At 61.4% G+C, this 14,851-nt stretch carries 16 protein-coding genes; 12 read left to right on the top strand and 4 right to left on the bottom strand.

All coding sequences use genetic code 11. The features are described 5' to 3' along the window. The first annotated feature begins 23 nt into the window (after positions 1 to 23). On the top strand, positions 24 to 1,331 hold the full coding sequence (locus tag PQR32_RS38620; RefSeq protein ID WP_408240086.1) for an MFS transporter: 1,308 nt from the start codon (positions 24 to 26) through the stop codon (positions 1,329 to 1,331). 24 nt (positions 1,332 to 1,355) lie between these two features. Here the strand turns inward: PQR32_RS38620 and PQR32_RS38615 are convergent, their stop codons facing one another. Further along, positions 1,356 to 2,168 (bottom strand): PaaX family transcriptional regulator, encoded by an 813-nt coding sequence (locus tag PQR32_RS38615; protein WP_408240083.1) that lies wholly within the window; start codon positions 2,166 to 2,168, stop codon positions 1,356 to 1,358. Between the two features lie 85 nt (positions 2,169 to 2,253). Continuing rightward, entirely contained in the window at positions 2,254 to 3,933 is a 1,680-nt protein-coding gene (locus PQR32_RS38610) for an AMP-binding protein (RefSeq protein ID WP_408240080.1), read from the bottom strand. A 349-nt stretch (positions 3,934 to 4,282) separates the two neighbouring features. Here PQR32_RS38610 and PQR32_RS38605 point away from each other — a divergent pair, with 349 nt between their 5' ends. From PQR32_RS38605 to PQR32_RS38590, 4 genes are all read left to right on the top strand, one after another. Further along, positions 4,283 to 5,485 (top strand): cytochrome P450, encoded by a 1,203-nt coding sequence (locus PQR32_RS38605; RefSeq protein WP_408240077.1) that lies wholly within the window; start codon positions 4,283 to 4,285, stop codon positions 5,483 to 5,485. 55 nt (positions 5,486 to 5,540) lie between these two features. Next, a complete protein-coding gene (locus tag PQR32_RS38600) occupies positions 5,541 to 6,644 on the top strand; it encodes a Zn-dependent alcohol dehydrogenase (RefSeq protein ID WP_408240074.1) in 1,104 nt (367 codons plus the stop codon). Positions 6,645 to 6,682: 38 nt separating this feature from the next. Next, the gene (locus tag PQR32_RS38595) at positions 6,683 to 8,098 is read left to right on the top strand and encodes an aldehyde dehydrogenase family protein (protein ID WP_408240071.1); all 1,416 of its coding nucleotides are present in this window, start codon (positions 6,683 to 6,685) and stop codon (positions 8,096 to 8,098) included. 82 nt (positions 8,099 to 8,180) lie between these two features. After that, positions 8,181 to 8,417 (top strand): ferredoxin, encoded by a 237-nt coding sequence (locus tag PQR32_RS38590; protein ID WP_408240068.1) that lies wholly within the window; start codon positions 8,181 to 8,183, stop codon positions 8,415 to 8,417. A gap of 303 nt (positions 8,418 to 8,720) precedes the next feature. Here the strand turns inward: PQR32_RS38590 and PQR32_RS38585 are convergent, their stop codons facing one another. Both PQR32_RS38585 and PQR32_RS38580 read right to left on the bottom strand, forming a co-directional pair. Beyond that, a complete protein-coding gene (locus PQR32_RS38585) occupies positions 8,721 to 9,092 on the bottom strand; it encodes an aldehyde dehydrogenase family protein (RefSeq protein ID WP_408240131.1) in 372 nt (123 codons plus the stop codon). A 224-nt stretch (positions 9,093 to 9,316) separates the two neighbouring features. Continuing rightward, complete coding sequence (locus PQR32_RS38580; RefSeq protein ID WP_408240066.1) at positions 9,317 to 9,838, bottom strand: hypothetical protein; 522 nt, start codon at positions 9,836 to 9,838, stop codon at positions 9,317 to 9,319. Between the two features lie 302 nt (positions 9,839 to 10,140). Here PQR32_RS38580 and PQR32_RS38575 point away from each other — a divergent pair, with 302 nt between their 5' ends. The 7 genes from PQR32_RS38575 to arsN2 form a co-directional block, all read left to right on the top strand. After that, on the top strand, positions 10,141 to 10,473 hold the full coding sequence (locus PQR32_RS38575; protein WP_408240063.1) for an ArsR/SmtB family transcription factor: 333 nt from the start codon (positions 10,141 to 10,143) through the stop codon (positions 10,471 to 10,473). After that, complete coding sequence (locus tag PQR32_RS38570; protein ID WP_408240060.1) at positions 10,470 to 10,937, top strand: ArsI/CadI family heavy metal resistance metalloenzyme; 468 nt, start codon at positions 10,470 to 10,472, stop codon at positions 10,935 to 10,937. Before PQR32_RS38575 ends, PQR32_RS38570 begins: the two co-directional genes overlap by 4 nt. Continuing rightward, positions 10,934 to 12,019 (top strand): ACR3 family arsenite efflux transporter, encoded by a 1,086-nt coding sequence (arsB, locus tag PQR32_RS38565; RefSeq protein ID WP_408240057.1) that lies wholly within the window; start codon positions 10,934 to 10,936, stop codon positions 12,017 to 12,019. Before PQR32_RS38570 ends, arsB begins: the two co-directional genes overlap by 4 nt. Further along, positions 12,016 to 12,441 carry an arsenate reductase (glutaredoxin) gene (gene arsC, locus PQR32_RS38560; protein ID WP_408240054.1) on the top strand — a complete coding sequence of 142 codons (426 nt, stop codon included), beginning with the start codon at positions 12,016 to 12,018 and terminating at the stop codon, positions 12,439 to 12,441. Before arsB ends, arsC begins: the two co-directional genes overlap by 4 nt. Further along, a complete protein-coding gene (gene arsH, locus PQR32_RS38555) occupies positions 12,438 to 13,202 on the top strand; it encodes an arsenical resistance protein ArsH (protein ID WP_408240052.1) in 765 nt (254 codons plus the stop codon). Before arsC ends, arsH begins: the two co-directional genes overlap by 4 nt. Continuing rightward, complete coding sequence (locus tag PQR32_RS38550) at positions 13,171 to 14,418, top strand: MFS transporter (RefSeq protein ID WP_408240128.1); 1,248 nt, start codon at positions 13,171 to 13,173, stop codon at positions 14,416 to 14,418. Before arsH ends, PQR32_RS38550 begins: the two co-directional genes overlap by 32 nt. A gap of 9 nt (positions 14,419 to 14,427) precedes the next feature. After that, on the top strand, positions 14,428 to 14,851 hold a 424-nt coding region (gene arsN2 / locus PQR32_RS38545; RefSeq protein WP_408240049.1), incomplete at its 3' end, for an arsenic resistance N-acetyltransferase ArsN2.

Below are 14,851 nucleotides of genomic sequence, written 5' to 3'. Positions count from 1 at the left end.
GTGCAAGCTCAAAGGAAAACCACATGCAACCGACTTATGAAGCGCCCGGCATCGCGTTGCCCGTAGCAACGACGGCGTCGATATACCGGAAGATCACCTGGCGGCTCATCCCGTTTCTGTGTCTTTGTTATCTCGCCGCATATCTCGACCGCATCAACATCGGTCTGGCGAAGTTACAGATGTCAGTCGATCTGCAGTTTAGCGAAACAGTTTACGGGCTCGGCGCGGGCCTGTTTTTCGTCGGCTACGTCGCGCTGGAAGTGCCGAGCAATCTCTTGCTACACCGCTTCGGCGCGCGGCTGTGGATCAGCCGCATCATGATCACGTGGGGCGCGTTGTCGATGTGCACGTTGCTCGTGACGACACCGACTCAGTTCTATATCGTGCGCTTCCTGCTCGGCGCGGCCGAGGCCGGCTTTCTGCCCGGTGTACTGCTCTATCTGACGCAGTGGTATCCGCCGGACCTGCGTGGCCGCGCAGTCGGGCTGTTTCTGATGGGACTGCCGCTCGCGAGTTTGATCGGCAACCCACTGTCAGGCTGGATCATGGGCGCCTCCGCCGGCGTGCATGGCTGGACGGGCTGGCAATGGTTGTTTTTTCTCGAAGGCATTCCATCGATCGCACTCGGCCTGCTGGTTCTGATTCTGTTGCCGCGCGACGCCCAGGCGGCGACCTGGCTGACTGCGAGCGAAAAAGACGCGCTGCGCGGCGATCTGGCACGCCATCCGCCGATGCTGAAGCACGAAGGCGCCGGCCCGGCGTTGCGTAACGGCTATGTGTGGGTATTGTCTTTGATCAACATGACGCTGGCGCTGATCATCTACGTGATCGGCTTCTGGCTGCCGACCATTATTCGCGAGTCGGGCGTACAAGGCAGTCTGCGGATCGGCCTCCTCACCGCGATCCCGAGCCTCGCGGCGATCCTGTTGATGCTGGTGCTCGCGACACGTTCGGATAAACATCGCGAGCGGCGCTGGCATCTGATCATTCCGCTGTTCACCGCGGGCGTCTGCATCGCCATAGCGGCACGCTTTCTCGACAATACGTTCATCACGCTCGCCCTTCTCACCGTCGCCAATGCATGCATTTTTGCGTCGTTTCCCGTGTTCTGGGCGATACCCGGCAGTCTGCTGAAAGGACGCGCCGCGGCAGCAGGCATTGCGCTCATCAACTCGGTGGCCAACCTCGGTGGGTTCTTCGCGACCTTCCTCATAGGCTGGATCAAGGATGCCACGCATAGCGTCAGCGCCGGGCTCGTGGTATTCGCCGGGCTCGCCATGCTGGGCTGCCTGCTCACGTTCCTGCTGCCGACCAGGATCACCAACCGCTAGCGCAACGAGTCGGCGCGACGCCGCTCAGAGCACCGGCGCGGCGCCCGCGAGTTGGCCCCAACGAGCATGCGCCGCGCCGCTCCATTGCTCGCGCAACGACTCGAGCTTCGCGGCCACCTCGCGGCCCCGCCAGCGCGACGGCAGCAAGGCGGCCGGCAAACCTGGATCGATGAACGGCACGCGCTGCCACGCGTTCACCAGTTTGACGTGCGTGAACAGCACCGAGTCATCGGAGCGCGGCCGCAGCTTGCCGAACTGTTCGAGCAGCGAGTCATAATGTGCCGCGACCGACTCCAGGTCCCATGACTTTTCGACCAACTGCCGGTCCGTCAAACCGAAACGCAACCCGGACCCAGCGAATGCGCACGTGAAGGCGGCCAGACCCAGTTGCTCGACCACGCGATGCGTCTCTTCTTCACGTTCCGTGTGCGGATTTACCCAGATACCCGGCATCGGATTGCCGAAACCCGCCCACGACAGCGCGCGATAGAGCTTGATGCGCTCGGGCCGGTGCGATTCCGGCAGCGAAATCGCGACGACCAGCCAGCGGCCGTCCCACAGCGCAGTGCGGCTCATCGACTGCACGCGCTGCGCGCCCTCATCGATGATGCGGCGGCCGCGCGCGGTCAGCGCCCAGCAGGTCTCGCGGCCGATCCGGTACGCCTCGATCCATCCCGACGCCCCCGCGCGCGCGATCGCCTGACGCGCCGACTTTTCCGTGATCCCGATTCCGCCCATCGCGTGAACGAGTGTGGCGGTCCAGACCGCGCGTCCGCCGGGCCGCACGAATTCGCCGAGCAAAGTGAGCAGCAAAGAACGGGCGCTGCCGGAACTCATGCGCCGCGCAGCGGTATCTGTGGAAGCGGCACGCATCGAGGCGTTTGTCGCAAGGGCGAGGCGTGCGGTCATGAGGCTAGCCTGCTCAACCGGCCGGTCGCACCGGCGTCTTCGTGGCAACCAGTCCGCGATGGCCGCCGCCGAGGATCTGCTCGCGCAGCACATGCCTGCGTACTTTGCCGCTCGCGGTGAGCGGCCATTCGTCGATAAAAAACCAGACGGCAGGCGTTTTGTAGGCGGCGAGACGGCTGCGGCACCACGCATGCAAGCTGTCGACGAATGCCGCGCCGGCGGGCGCCGCATCAGGAGCCGCCCCGTCGTTAGCCGAGAGCCGTATGATCGCCGCCACGACCTCACCCCACCGCTCGTCGGGCAGACCTATCACGCACACGTGCGCAATGGCGGGATGATCGAACAACACCTCTTCGATTTCGCGCGGATAGATATTCTCGCCGCCGCGAATGATCATGTCCTTGAGCCGGCCCGTGACGCGTACATAGCCGCGTTCATCCATTGCACCGAGATCGCCGGTATGAAGCCAGCCGTCTTCGCGCAGCGTGGCGCCGGTCGCATCGGCCGCGTTGAAATAGCCTTTCATGGTCTGATAGCCGCGCGCGCAGATTTCGCCGGACGTATCGAGCGGCAGCACTTCGCCCGAGATTGGGTCGGCAATTTTCAGTTCCATCTGCGGTAACGGACGGCCTACAGTTTCGGCCTGATCCTCCGGCGAATCGTCGCCGCCGGTTTGCGTAATGACGCCGTTCAGTTCCGTCTGACCGAAGAGGATCGAAAACTTGCAGCCGAAGGTCGTGGTCGTCCGCCTGACGAGCGCGGCGGGAACAGCCGACGCGCCGGAGAGAATCAGCTTGAGCGACGACAGATCGCGGCGCGGCCGGTCCGAATGATCGAGCATCGCAACCAGCATTGTGGGCACGACCAGCGTGGCCGTACCCCGTTCGCTTTCGATCATTTCCAGCATCTTCGCGGCATCGAAGCCCGGCATCAGCACGAAGGTCCCGCGTTGCGCCAGCGCACCGACTGCGGACACCCCGCAGCCGCCCACATGAAACAACGGCATCGCGTTGATCCACACGCCGCCGTCGCCGAAGCCCGCGCGCAACGCAGCGAAGCGCGATGCGTTGACGATGCCTCGTTGATGCAGACAGGCGCCTTTGGGAAATCCAGTGGTGCCGGACGTGTATTGAATCTGCACCATGTCGCCGGGAGCGATTGCCGGCAGCGGCGTGCTCGCGCTGGCCGAATCGACGAAGTCCTCCCAGTCGCTCAGACACACCGTTTCGCGCAGATGCGGCAGGCGCGCGCGCACCGACGAGAGGACCGCCGACAGATCGTTATTGCGGTAGAGCGATGCGTAGAAGACGCCAGCGACTTCCGACGTCTTCAGAACGTGCGTGAGTTCGTCCGCGAGAAAAGCCGGGTTGACCGGCACCAGAACGATTCCCGCGAGCCCCGCGCCGTGTTGCAACAGGATCCACTCGGGACAGTTCGGCGCCCACACCCCAATCCGCTCGCCGGACGCGAAACGGGAGAGCAGCGCATGCGCCACCTGCTCGGCCGCTTCGAGCAACGCGCGATAACTCCACCGCCGCCGCACCGCGCGGTCTTCGATTCCTTCGACCAGTGCGATGCGCTCGGGCACCTCGGCCGCTGCTTTACGTAACAGATCGCCGAGCGTGCAGTCCAGCACCTCCACCGATGTGTCTTTCGCCCAGTACGACTCGGCCAATCCAACCTCCACGCCCATCGCTTCGCTCCATCGATTGTAGTGAATGCGGGCTGTGGCGCGCCATGTTTGTTACGGACTGCAGGAACACCGCGCTGCACACAGAATTTAATCTACCTAATACGCTCCTATGTTCATTTTTATGTAGAACATAACCAAGTCTAGTTCATCGCTTGCGTCAACCTCGATAGGTGTAAACGCGGCATCGGCGCGGCGACCTTTGCCAGCAGGTTATCGGCGATCTCCGACGACAGCCGGAAGGCATCCTGCCGCTTCGAATGCCACACAAAACGTTCTACACACTTTGACATTTTGGATTGTTATATGTAGTGTTAACTGCACGTGACAGGGAACGACACTGGAGACACTCATGAGCGACACAACGAACGCAGGCAACGTAAAGGACGGCTACGACATCTTCGCAGGCGACTACGCCAACGACCCAGACGCACTGTGGGCTGCAATGCGGCAAGGCGGCTGCCCCGTGGCGCACAGTGACAAGTGGGGTGGCTCATGGGTCGTCACCCGTTATGACGACGTGCGCGACATCGCTCACGACGGCGCACGCTTTTCGTCACGCGCCGTCGAAGTGGCCGGACCGATCCCGGAGATCGGCCATGAACTCTTTTTGCCGCCGCTCACGTCGAGTCCTGACGACCACAAGGCGCATCGCGATCTGCTCGCGCCTTTCTTCACGCCCGCGAAGATCGCCGAACTGGAACCGTTCGTGCGCGACGAAGCACGCCGGCTCGCCACCGCCATCGCCGAGCGAGGTGAAGGCGATGCCGTCGGCAATTTCGCGCGCCCGCTCGCGCTCTCGGTGATTTCGCACATTCTCAAGGTCCCGCTCGACGCACAGAACCGTTTCGTCGATTGGGTCGTCAGACTGGTGCGGCTTGGCCCGCTCGACCAGAAGGTGCGCAGCGCCGTCGTGCAAGAAAAGCTGGCGTATCTGGAGAAGCTTCTCGAAGAACGCGCGGGCGCGCCGGGTGACGATCTGATCAGCTATCTCGCCCATGCCACGCTAAACGGCGAACCGCTCAGTCGCAAGCACAAGCTGGGCAGCCTGTTCCTGCTCGTTCTGGCTGGTGCCGACACGACGTGGAGCGCGATGGGCGCAAGCCTGTGGCACCTCGCATCGCACACCGACGATCGCGCGCAACTGTTGGCGCGGCCGGACATGATGCGCACGACCGCGGTCGAAGAATTGTTGCGCGCTTATGCGCCGGTTTCGATTGCGCGCCTGACCTCGGAGCCGGTCGAACTGCACGGCCGCTGCATTGCCGCGCAGGAACGCGTGATTCTGCCGCTGGCCGCCGCCAATCGCGATCCGGCCGTGTTCGACGAGCCCGACACCGTCAAACTCGATCGCAAGCGCAATCGTCATTTGACGTTTTCCTCTGGCGAGCATCGTTGCCTCGGCTCGAACGTGGCGCGCCTCGAATTGCGCGTGGCGCTCGAAGAATGGTTGCGTGTCATACCGAATTTCCACCTCACCGCGCCGGACGCAGTCGAATGGACCGCCGGTCAAACGCGCGGACCGGAACAGGTTCTGATCGCTGTCGATCGCTGACTGGCCGGCATACCTGCGCATCGTCTCTCTCCTCTCCGCGGAAACATCCTCACTTATGAAAACGCAAGCCGCCGTCCTCACCCGTCCGGGCGAACCGATCCGCATGATCGATCTGGATCTCGAACCGCCGCGCGCCGGCGAAGTGCTCGTCGCAATCGGTGCATCGGGTGTCTGCCATTCCGATCTGTCCGTCTTCACCGGGCGCCTGCCCAATCCATTGCCCGTCGTTCTCGGTCACGAAGGCGCCGGCACGGTCGTCGAAGTTGGCGAAGACGTGACCGAACTCGCCGCAGGCGATCGCGTCGTGTTGAGCTGGCTCACCCAGTGCGGCCGATGCTTCTACTGCCAGCACGAGCAGCCGTCGCTGTGCGACTCGGGCACGGCGGCGATGGCGCGCGGCACGATGGCTGACGGCACGACTCGCTACCGATGGAACGGCGAGCCGGTCTACCACATGGCCGGGCTCGGCACCTTCTCGAGGCATTGCGTCGTGCCCGCCCGCGCCGCTGTCAAACTGCCGGCCGAGATGGATCTCGCCCCAGCTTCGCTGATCGGTTGCGGCGTGCTGACCGGGTTCGGCGCGGCGGTCAACACGGCCCGCGTCGCGGTGGGCGAATCGATTGCAGTGATCGGTTGCGGCGGCGTCGGTCTAAACGCGATACAAGGCGCGCGTATCAGCGGCGCGAGCCAGATCATCGCGATCGATCCGAGTGAGGAACGGCTCGCGTTCGCCCGTGAATTCGGCGCGACGCTGACGCTACAGCCAGGCGCCGAACTGATCCGCCAGATTCGCAAGGCGACCGAGGGACGCGGCGTGGACGCCGCCATCGAGGTGGTCGGCCATCAGGACACAGTGCGCGACGCGATCCGCATGACGCGGCGTGGCGGCCGTGCCGTGCTGGTCGGCGCGGGCCCCGACGACGTGGTGGTCAACGTGCCGTCGTTTACCGGCATCGTCATGACCGAGAAAACCATTCGCGGCTCCCTTTACGGTTCTGCGCATGTCCATCGCGAAGTGCAACGCCTGATTGGTCTCTACGAACAGAAACTGTTGAAGCTCGACGAACTGGTGACCCGCACGTTCGAGTTTCCCGCCGTCAACGACGCACTCGACTACTGCGCATCTGGACGCGGCGCACGCGCCGTCCTGCGGTTCTGACCGAACGCAACGCCACCCATTTCCAATCTGGAGTTTTCATGAACCTCTACAACATGACGATCGACGGCGGCGAGACGACCGCTGCCTCGTGGTTCGACGTCGTCAATCCCGCCACCGGCGAGGTCTTTGCGCAAGCCCCACAATGCACCCAGGATCAGCTCGACGACGCGATGGCCAGTGCGGCGCGCGCTTTCGTGTCGTGGGGCGCGAGCGACGACAGCGCGCGCCGCGCGGCGCTGCAAGGCATCGCTAATGCATTGATCGCGGCACAACTGGAGCTTGCTGAACTGGTGACAAAAGAACAAGGCAAGCCGCTCGTGGCGGCCGCCTTCGAAGTGACCGAGACCGCTCGCTGGTTCAGCTATTTCGCGGAGCTGCCGCTGCAGCCAGAGACGCTCCAGGACGATGCACGGGGTCAGGCAGTGCTCGTGCGCCGTCCGCTGGGCGTCGTCGCCGCGATCACGCCGTGGAATTTCCCGTTGCTTCTTCTCGGGATGAAGCTCGCACCCGCACTGCTCGCGGGCAATACGATCGTGTTGAAGCCTTCGCCGTTTACGCCATTGTCGACACTCGCCGCTGGGCGAATCATCGCCGGGCATTTGCCACCTGGCGTACTGAACGTGGTCAGCGGCGGCGATGCGCTGGGTGCGTGGATGACCGGTCATCCGACGGTTCGCAAGATCAGCTTTACAGGATCCGTCGCAACGGGCAAAGCGGTCGCCGCTGCGGCATCTCCGGATCTGAAGCGCATCACTCTCGAACTGGGCGGCAACGACGCCGCGATCGTGCTGGATGATGCCGATCCCTCACGTGTCGCGGCGGGCATTTTCTGGGGAGCGTTCACGAACAACGGACAGATTTGCGCGGGAATCAAACGCGTCTACGTGCCGGACCGGCTGCACGATGCAGTGGTCGATGCGCTCGCGGAGCGCGCCCGTCGCGCACGGGTCGGCAACGGCATGGACGATGGCGTGCAGCTAGGTCCGATCAACAACAAGCCGCAGTTCGAGCGGGTCTCGAGCCTCGTCGCCGATGCGTTGGCTGACGGCGCACTGGCGGCCGCTGGAGGACACGCGATGGACAGGCCGGGCTACTTCTTCGAGCCGACGATTTTGCACGGGGCGCGTGAGGGCATGCGCATCGTCGACGAAGAGCAGTTCGGTCCGGCGTTACCCGTTCTGCGCTACAGCGATCTCGACGAAGCGATCGCACGGGCCAATGCAACGCCGTACGGATTGTCCGGATCGGTGTGGAGCTCGGACGAGGAGCGTGCGGCACGCGTGGCCGCCCGGCTCGATTGCGGAAGCGCATACGTCAATACGCACCTGGTCGTGCAGCCGCATTTACCGTTCGGTGGCTGGAAATGGAGCGGCATCGGCATAGAGAACGGCCCATGGGGACTCGACGCGTTCTGTTCGCTTCAGGTCCGCTATTGCCCTCACGGCCGCTCGTGACGGTACGCCAGCCGCGGCCGTCTATCGCCGGAAACAGTCGCGGGTCTTCACGATCTCATATCGCACACTGCAGGTGAAAACCATGAAGATAAGCATTACGCCGGGCCTCTGTCACGGCCACAACAATTGCAGCCGGCTTGCCCCGGAACTGTTTGGACTCGACAGTGGTGGCTACGCTATCGTACGAATTCAATCGACACTGCCGAAAGAATTGGAAGAGTTGGCGGAGCTCGCGGCTGAGAATTGCCCCGAGTGTGCGATATATGTGGAGACAGCGGACGAGGTCGGCGAACCTACGACCGAAGAGCGATCGTTGTAGTTATCAACGCGGTTGCGTCGAAGAACCTCTGTCACACTGCTGCGCTTCTCGACGTGCGCGAAAATCTTTTGCGCAAGCTGACACCGGACATTGCAGCCAGCCGGCGTAAAAGATGGAAAGGGGATCAGGTGCAGAGAAAATATTCGACGCGAGGAGGCACGTTTTAGCGACCACCGCACATTGTTCGAGCAACTACGCATTGAAGATAGCTACCTGAGTCAAAACAAAAGTTCAGGAACGCATGTTCCAGCATGTAGGGGCGCCAAACGCCTGTCTGAAGGCCCGGCCAACTCGCCAACACACTCAAACCCCAATCCGCAACAGCACCGACTTCTCCTGCGTATGCTCGTCCAGCCACTTCTCTCCGAATTCACGCCCAAGCCCGGATCGCTTATATCCGCCGAACGGGGCGTCCATCAACGAATACAGACCGCCGTTGATCACCACCCCGCCGGTGCGCAATCGCAGCGCCATGTCGTAAGCCTTCGCTGGATCGCGCGAATGAATGCCGCCATACAGGCCATATCGGCTGTCATTGGCAATCCGCACCGCTTCTTCGTCGCTATCGAAACCGATCACGCTTGCCACGGGACCGAAGATCTCCTCCTGTGCAATCGACATATCGTTCGTCACACCATCGAAAATCGTCACGTCGTAGAAAAACCCTTTATCCAGATGCGCCGGCCGCCGCCGGATCGCCCACGCTCAACTGCTGCGCGATCGCACGTGTGAACTCGCAGGCCGCGCATCGCGCGTCGGACCATAGCCGTTAAGGGTTATTCGATGCTTGCCCTCATTCACATGGCTGTGAGCGTGCGGTGGCGCGTGCGGGCAGGCGTCGAATAAGCCTCGAGGGAGGAAACCGCGGAGTGGTCCGTAGAGGTCGGAAGTTTGCGTGGCTATGGCGATTGATAGCCCGGCATCCTCAGCCGTGCCCGGGCAAGATGGTCCAAACGTGAGGCTGGAATTGCCCAGGCACCTGGACGATGGGGTGCCTTCGCGCGATGGCGTGCGTGAAGTGGATGTGCCTGAGGCTCCATGAAGCGACATGCGCAAACGTCCGCTCGTAGGCCGCGTTGCCGCAAAGCCGACGTTTGGTCTGGTAAGCACAGAACCGTAGCGTTCATGTTGCGCCCCGCGACATTGGTGGCGCCCGAATGGGTGCAGTGCGCGCGCACGATATCGATGACGATCATCGGGGCACCGCAGTGCCGGCATATGAAGGCAGGTCGGACCTGGATGACGAAGTCGTCGGATGGCGGGTCGAACCGCGGCGCGACGTGCATCAGGTCGCGCACTTTCGCGAGATTCTCGCGGCGCACCGGATTGGCGAGCAGTTCGTAGCGGCGGATGCGGTGGCTTTCACCCTTGTAGATCCCAGACGTCTGAACCTTCTCGCCGGGTTTGTGCTGTTCGGCCATGTCAGACTCCTTTCGACCTGCCTTGCGACTTGTTCCCGCGCCGCTATTAGCAGCGTACGTCAGGAAAGCGCGCCGCGAATGCTCACGCGAGGCCCGCACCCGAGTCGGCGTCGCTCCCCGAAAGTCTCTCTTCGACCCTGAAGGCGACAGATGCGCTGGCTCTCTGAGCGGCCGCTTTATGCGTGACTGAAGCCGCAGAACCTCCGGTTGTGGGTTGCATATCTAGCTAACGGCATCCGGTCAATACATTCTTCATTTCGACAATACTTGAAATATCGAAATGGATGATCTATTCTTCGTGCATGAACTCAAACCTCGTTGTGCGCGCGTTGAGCGCTTTAGCCCATGAATCGCGCCTCGCAATCTTTCGCCTGTTGGTCGTAGCCGGGCCTGACGGCATGGCTGCGGGCGAAATTGCGCAGCAGCTTGGGCTATCCCCTTCCAGTCTTTCGTTTCACCTGAAAGATCTGTCGCATGCAGACCTCGTGAAGCCGCGACAGGACGGGCGTTTCGTCATCTACACAGCGAACTTCGATGCCATGACGGGTCTGATCGGTTTCCTCACTGAGAACTGTTGCGCTGGCACGATCTGCGCAGCAAGCGACCTTCCCAACTGTTGCGGAGACGCACCATGAAACGAATGCACATTCACGTCGCTGTCGACGACCTCAACGAAAGCATGCAGTTTTACGGCGCCATGTTTGGCAACGCCAAACCCGCCGTCCTGAAGGACGACTACTGCAAGTGGGAACTGACCGATCCGGCAATAAACTTTGCAATCTCAAAACGAGGCGCAAAACCGGGCGTCGACCATATCGGCATCCAGGTTGAAACGGACGCGGAACTCGAGGAAATGAACGCACGGTTCGCTGCGGCACAACTGCCAGTCGAAACCCAGATCGGCGCGACCTGCTGCTACGCGAAGTCCGACAAGGCGTGGACCGTCGATCCGCAGGGAGTTGTATGGGAAACCTTCCGCACGCTGGATACCGCTTCCATGTATGGCTCGTCACGCCTCCGTTCGCAGGAACAGACACAGGCCTCCAAAGCCTGCTGCACTCCGGCTGAGTCTGTGGTCACTATCGCAGGAATGAAATGAGCAGCACTGACACAGCGGTCCGCGCAGCAGGTCCGGCAATCGGTTTTTTCGAGCGTTACCTGACGGTATGGGTCGCGCTCTGCATTGTTGGCGGCATTCTGCTCGGACAGCTACTTCCGCAACTCTTTCAGGCAGTCGGCCGCATGGAAGTGGCACAGGTAAACCTGCCGGTCGGCGCACTCATCTGGGTGATGATTATTCCGATGCTCGTCAAGATCGATTTCGCCGCCATGACGCAGGTGAAAAGTCAGTGGCGCGGTATCGGCGTGACACTTTTTGTAAACTGGTTCGTGAAGCCATTTTCGATGGCGTTGCTAGGGTGGATTTCCATCCGTCATGTGTTCGCGCCGTGGCTACCTGCCGACCAGCTCGACAGCTACATTGCTGGTTTGATCCTCCTCGCTGCAGCGCCATGTACAGCGATGGTGTTTGTCTGGTCACAACTGTGCAAGGGCGATCCGTACTTCACGCTGTCACAGGTAGCGCTTAACGATTCGATCATGATCGTAGCGTTTGCACCGCTTGTCGCGCTGCTGCTGGGCCTGTCCGCTATCACAGTGCCGTGGGACACGCTGATTATCTCTGTCGGCCTGTACATCGTCATTCCCGTCATCCTTGCCCAGGTGCTGCGCAGGCGACTGCTTGCAAAAGGCGAGGCTCATTTCCAACGGACTATCGCGCATCTCGGTCCGTATTCGATCTGCGCGCTTCTGGCGACGCTGGTGCTGCTGTTCGCGTTTCAGGGGCAGGCCATCGTCAGGGAACCGCTCGTTATCGCGATGCTGGCGGTCCCGATTCTGATTCAGGTGTTTTTCAATTCCGGCCTTGCGTATCTGCTCAATCGCCGACTCGGCGTCGCACATTGCGTAGCAGGACCATCGAGCCTGATTGGTGCGAGCAATTTTTTCGAACTCGCGGTAGCCACCGCTATCAGTCTGTTTGGCTTCCAGTCAGGTGCAGCGCTCGCGACAGTAGTTGGCGTGCTGATTGAAGTGCCCGTCATGCTGCTGGTCGTCGGCGTGGTCAACCGCTCGCAGCACTGGTATGAAGCAGGCAACAGCCTCAAGGGACACAAGTCATGAGCGTCACGATCTATCACAACCCGGACTGCGGCACGTCACGGAACACGCTGGCCATGATCCGCAACGCGGGCATTGAACCGGAGATCATTGAGTATCTGAATACTCCTCCTGATCGTGACACGCTAAAGGCGCTGATCGGGAGTGCAGGCCTCACTGTGCGCGCCGCGCTGCGCGAGAAAGGCACACCCTACGAGGACCTCGGACTCGGTGACATTTCGCTGAGCGATGAGCATTTGCTTGACGCGATGCTGGCACATCCGATCCTTATCAATCGTCCGTTCGTTGTAACGTTGCGTGGCGTGCGCCTCTGCCGTCCCTCCGAACTCGTTCTCGAAATCTTGCCCGACATACTGAACAAGCCTTTCACGAAGGAAGATGGCGAGGTAGTAATTGACGACGAAGGCCGGAGAGTCAGAAAGTGATAAACGGCCTGCCAAACATCAGCGGTCCCCATCTCGATACGCCCGACCTGCAGAAACTCACGCCACGCGCAGTGTCGGAGCACGCGCCGCGGATTCTTCTACTCTATGGGTCCCTGCGTCCCACGTCTTATAGCCGTCAATTGACACTCGAAGCTGAACGTATCCTGCGTCACTTTGGCGCCGAGACGCGAGTGTTCGACCCGCATGGGCTTCCCATTGTGGATAGCGTTCTTGCGGATCATCCAAAGGTCGTAGAACTACGCAAACTGTCGGAGTGGTCGGAGGGTCAGGTCTGGTGCAGTCCGGAACGTCACGGCACGCTAACCGCCGTGTTCAAGAACCAGATCGACTGGCTACCGCTGGAGAGCGGCGGTGTCCGTCCCACCCAGGGGCGCACGCTCGCGGTAATGCAGGTGTGCGGCGGGTCACAGTCGTTCAATGCAGTGAACGCACTGCGCGTGTTAGGGCGCTGGATGCGCATGGTGACGATCCCCAACCAGTCATCGGTGGCGAAGGCATGGCAGGAATTCGACGCAGACGGACGGATGAAGCCGTCCGCGTACTATGACCGCCTGGTCGATGTCATGGAAGAACTGTACAAGTTCACGCTGATCGTGCGGGACCGTTCGGAATATCTCACTGATCGCTACAGCGAACGCAAGGAAGCCCATCCCGAACTTGCGGAGCAACTGGCCGCGACGGCCATGGATCATGAAACCGACGCCGCCAATGCCGACACCGACGACAGCGAAGCCGAATAGCGGTACCGTCGCGATCTGTGCGCTTGCAGCGGCGCAACTGGTCTCGTGGGGGGCAATCTACTACGCATTCTCACTCTTTGTCGTGCCGATGGAGAGCGCGATGGGCTGGAGCCGGACGGCAACCAACGCGGCGCTCTCGGTTGGTCTGCTGGTCTCGGGACTGGCGGCTTATCCGGTGGGAACGTGGATCGATCACGGCCACGGGCGGCGCGTCATGGTCTGCGGCTCCCTGCTTGCTGCAGCCATGCTGGCGCTCTGGTCGCAGGCGGAAAGCATCGCAACCCTGTTCGTTGTCTGGATAGGCTTGGGAGTCGCAATGGCCGCGACGCTATACGATCCCGTGTTCGCGGTGGTGACGCGCGATTATCCCGACAGCTTCCGAACAAAGATCACGCTCATAACGTTGGTGGCGGGATTCGCCAGTACTGTTTTTATTCCACTGACGCAGGGCCTCGTGGACTGGTTTGGCTGGCGGGAGGCGCTCCTGGTGTTGGCTGCACTGAATCTCGCGGTCTGCCTGCCAGTTCATTTTTTCGCAGTTGGCCGCGATGCACCGCACGAAGACGATGCGATGTATAGGGTTGCGCTGAAGGCGACCAATGCAGCGGCAACAAGGCGTGCCCTGCGGACACCGACGTTCTGGGCGCTTGCGGTGTGCTTCACAGCCTACTACGCGACATTTGCGGCGTTAACCTTTCACCTGGTACCGCTCATGATGGAGCGGCGGGTGCCGCCAGCGCTGATTCTGATAACGATGGCCGTCATTGGCCCGGCGCAGGTCTTTGCGCGTGTTCTGTGGTTCGCGGTTGGCCGCAATGTTCGTCCGTCAATTGTCGGCATCGTGATTACGACGGCGTTTCCAGCGTCGGTCGTTGTTCTCATGTGCGCCGGCACGTCACCAGAAAAGCTGATCCTGTTCGCAATCATCTACGGCGGTGCGAACGGCATGATGACGATCCTGCGCGGGACAATTGTGCAGGGCGTGATGTGGACGGAAGGGTACGGGGCCGTTAGCGGGCTGCTCTCGATGCCCTCGAACATCGCCAAGGGCATCGCGCCAATCTCTGCTGCCTCGATCTGGGCAAGCGGCCGCAGCTATTTCCCCGTTGAATGGACAGTGCTGCTGGTATCCCTTGTTTCGGCCGTTGCGTTCATCCTCGCGATGCGCTTCTCGTCAGAAAACTACATCTCCGAACATCAGGTCAATTTTGAGTGAGGGTGCACCATGCAGATTAGGAATGCGGACGCCGCCGATCTGGTCGAGATCCAAACCCTGTTGCGCGCGAATGGCTTGCCCGTAGACGACGTGACAGGATGGCTTATCGAGGGTTTCCTTGTGGCCGAAGATACCGACGGTTCGATTGTTGGCAGCGCCGGACTAGAACCACTCGGCTCCGGCGTGCTCCTGCGGTCACTCGCGGTTACGTCAGAGATACGTGGCACAGGCGTCGCCCGCGAAATGGTGGCGCGACTCGAAGATAACGCACGCTCACTTGGACGACTTGAGGTCTGGCTGCTGACCACGACTGCGGAGCGCTTTTTTGAAGTCGCTGGCTATGAACTCATAAATCGCGGCGAGGTCCCCAGCGACGTACGGTTGTGCAGGCAGTTCGCGGTTCTTTGTTCTTCAACCGCCGCCTGCATGCGGG

The sequence above is a fragment of the Paraburkholderia dipogonis genome, from assembly GCF_046027395.1.
GTDB classification, from domain to species: Bacteria; Pseudomonadota; Gammaproteobacteria; order Burkholderiales; family Burkholderiaceae; genus Paraburkholderia; species Paraburkholderia dipogonis_A.
Note: the sequence above shows the minus strand (reverse complement) of the source record. Positions and strands in the feature narration are given on the sequence as shown.

What these genes read in the sequence shown, in the direction of transcription:
- PQR32_RS38620 (WP_408240086.1), top strand. Translation starts at nt 24, where the DNA reads ATGCAACCGACTTATGAAGCGCCCGGCATCGCGTTGCCCGTAGCAACG.
- PQR32_RS38615 (WP_408240083.1), bottom strand. Translation starts at nt 2,168, where the DNA reads ATGAGTTCCGGCAGCGCCCGTTCTTTGCTGCTCACTTTGCTCGGCGAA.
- PQR32_RS38610 (WP_408240080.1), bottom strand. Translation starts at nt 3,933, where the DNA reads ATGGGCGTGGAGGTTGGATTGGCCGAGTCGTACTGGGCGAAAGACACA.
- PQR32_RS38605 (WP_408240077.1), top strand. Translation starts at nt 4,283, where the DNA reads ATGAGCGACACAACGAACGCAGGCAACGTAAAGGACGGCTACGACATC.
- PQR32_RS38600 (WP_408240074.1), top strand. Translation starts at nt 5,541, where the DNA reads ATGAAAACGCAAGCCGCCGTCCTCACCCGTCCGGGCGAACCGATCCGC.
- PQR32_RS38595 (WP_408240071.1), top strand. Translation starts at nt 6,683, where the DNA reads ATGAACCTCTACAACATGACGATCGACGGCGGCGAGACGACCGCTGCC.
- PQR32_RS38590 (WP_408240068.1), top strand. Translation starts at nt 8,181, where the DNA reads ATGAAGATAAGCATTACGCCGGGCCTCTGTCACGGCCACAACAATTGC.
- PQR32_RS38580 (WP_408240066.1), bottom strand. Translation starts at nt 9,838, where the DNA reads ATGGCCGAACAGCACAAACCCGGCGAGAAGGTTCAGACGTCTGGGATC.
- PQR32_RS38575 (WP_408240063.1), top strand. Translation starts at nt 10,141, where the DNA reads ATGAACTCAAACCTCGTTGTGCGCGCGTTGAGCGCTTTAGCCCATGAA.
- PQR32_RS38570 (WP_408240060.1), top strand. Translation starts at nt 10,470, where the DNA reads ATGAAACGAATGCACATTCACGTCGCTGTCGACGACCTCAACGAAAGC.
- arsB (WP_408240057.1), top strand. Translation starts at nt 10,934, where the DNA reads ATGAGCAGCACTGACACAGCGGTCCGCGCAGCAGGTCCGGCAATCGGT.
- arsC (WP_408240054.1), top strand. Translation starts at nt 12,016, where the DNA reads ATGAGCGTCACGATCTATCACAACCCGGACTGCGGCACGTCACGGAAC.
- PQR32_RS38550 (WP_408240128.1), top strand. Translation starts at nt 13,171, where the DNA reads ATGCCGACACCGACGACAGCGAAGCCGAATAGCGGTACCGTCGCGATC.